The 1,544-nt window shown below is 72.7% G+C and carries 1 protein-coding gene; it reads left to right on the top strand.

What is annotated here, in order from left to right; all coding sequences use genetic code 11:
• Positions 1-253: 253 nt before the first annotated feature.
• A partial coding sequence (locus AB0N16_RS41750; protein ID WP_365806029.1) for an acyltransferase domain-containing protein occupies positions 254-1,544 on the top strand: 1,291 nt, incomplete at its 3' end.

Below are 1,544 nucleotides of genomic sequence, written 5' to 3'. Positions count from 1 at the left end.
CACCCCCCACCACCCCCGCCGCGCAGCCGTCTCCTCCTTCGGCGTCAGCGGCACCAACGCCCACCTCATCCTCGAACACACCCCCCAACCCACCCCACCCACCCAAGCAGCCCAACCGGCCGAAACAGCCGAAACAGCCGAAGCAGCGGAAGCAGCGGAAGCGGCTGAACCGGCTGAACCGGCTGAAGCGGCGGAATCTGGTGAGGTGGCTGGGTCTGGTGGGGTGGTGGGTGCGGCTGGGGTGGTGCCGTGGGTGTTGTCGGCCCGTTCGGTGGAGGCGTTGCGGGAGCAGGCGCGACGGCTGGAGCGGTGGACGGGTGCGCAGGGGCCGGCCGGCAACCGGACGGCGGTGGATGTGGGGTTCGCGCTGGCCACGACCCGTGCCGTGTTCGAGCACCGGGCGGTGGTGTGGGGCGAGGACACCGCGCGGCTGCGGCAGGGCCTGCGGGCCCTCGCGGCCGGTGAGGAGGACCCGCAGCTGGTCCACGGGACGGCCCGGCCGGGCCGGGTGGGCTGGATGTTCACCGGGCAGGGCGCGCAGTACGCCGGGATGGGCGCCGGCCTCTACCGCGACTTCCCCGTCTTCGCGGCCGCGTTCGACGAGGTGTGCACGGCGTTCGCACCGTATCTGCCCCGGCCCCTGAAGGACGTCGTCCTTGACGAGGGCCCTACCGCACAGACCGTCCTGGAACGCACCGAGTGGGCCCAGCCCGCCCTGTTCGCCATCGAGATCGCCCTCGCCCGGCTGGCCCGCTCCTGGAACATCCCCGCCCACGCGATGACCGGGCACTCCATCGGGGAACTGGCCGCGGCCCACCTGGCCGGCGTGTGGAGCCTGGACGACGCCTGCCGGATCGTCGCCGCCCGCGGCCGCCTCATGCAGTCCCTGCCCGAAACCGGAGCGATGACCGCCGTGCAGGCCACCGAGGACGACGTCGCCCCCCTGATCGCCGCACACACCCACACCCTGGCCATCGCCGCCGTCAACGCCCCCGACTCCCTGGTCCTGTCCGGCGACCGCGCCACCCTGGACACCGTCACCACCGCCCTGGCCCGCCAAGGCCGCAAAACCACCCCCCTGCACGTCTCCCACGCCTTCCACTCCCCCCACATGGACCCCATACTCGACGCCTTCGCCGACGTCCTGGCCACCGCCGACTTCCACCCCCCGCACACCCCACTGCCCCACGCCGACCAGCTCACCGACCCCGCCTACTGGGTCCGCCACCTCCGCGAGACCGTCCGCCACCACGACAACATCCAGTGGATGACCGACCAGGGCATCACCCACCTCCTCGAGATAGGCCCCGACGCCCCCCTCACCGCCCTCGCCACCCGCCACCAAACCCACCACCCCGACCTCCACATCACCCCCCTCCAACGCCGCACCCACCCCCACACCCACACCGCCCTCACCGCAGCCGCCCGCATCCACACCCACACCCACACCCTCGACTGGACCCCCCACCACACCCCCCACCACCCCACACCCCTGCCCACCTACCCCTTCCAACACCAGCACTACTGGCTCGACCCCACCGGCG

Source organism: Streptomyces sp. NPDC051105 (assembly GCF_040682795.1).
In the GTDB taxonomy this organism is placed as follows: domain Bacteria; phylum Actinomycetota; class Actinomycetes; order Streptomycetales; family Streptomycetaceae; genus Streptomyces.
The sequence above is the reverse complement of the archived record's forward strand: the minus strand, read 5'-3'. Positions and strand labels throughout refer to the sequence as shown.